General features: G+C 32.3%; 1 protein-coding gene. It reads left to right on the top strand.

Features of this window, described 5'->3' with window-relative positions:
* Positions 1-502: IS4 family transposase (locus tag VK90_RS19605; protein WP_048374583.1), on the top strand; the 502-nt coding region annotated here is incomplete at both ends.

Here is a 502-nt window from a genome sequence, read left to right as displayed (position 1 = left end):
AGCTATTCGTGAAAAGAAAAAAGGGATTACATATACAGAGCGTACGAAACTTTTACAAGGAATTACGGTATATATGACAAACATTCCTACGGAATGGGTACCAAAAGAGAAAATCTATGATTTATATTCACTACGTTGGCAAATTGAGCTGTTATTTAAAATATGGAAATCCTGGTTTCAAATTCATCGTTGTAAATCTATTAAACAAGAGCGATTAGAATGCCATCTTTATGGACAACTCATTAGTATCCTATTATGTTCTTCTACTATGTTTAAAATGAGAGAACTCCTGTTACGTAAGAAACAGAAAGAGCTAAGTGAATATAAAGCGATGTACATAATTAAAGATTATTTCTTACTTTTTCATCAAGCATTACATAAAAACACCCAAGAATTATCAAAGATTCTCCTTCGTCTGTTTAACCTCCTACAGCGAAACGGACAAAAATCTCACAGATATGAGAAAAAAACAGTCTTTGATATTTTGGGCGTTGTGTATGAG

The organism is Bacillus sp. LK2, from assembly GCF_001043575.1.
GTDB classification, from domain to species: Bacteria; Bacillota; Bacilli; order Bacillales; family Bacillaceae_G; genus Bacillus_A; species Bacillus_A paramycoides.
This window is presented reverse-complemented; position numbering and strand designations above follow the sequence as displayed.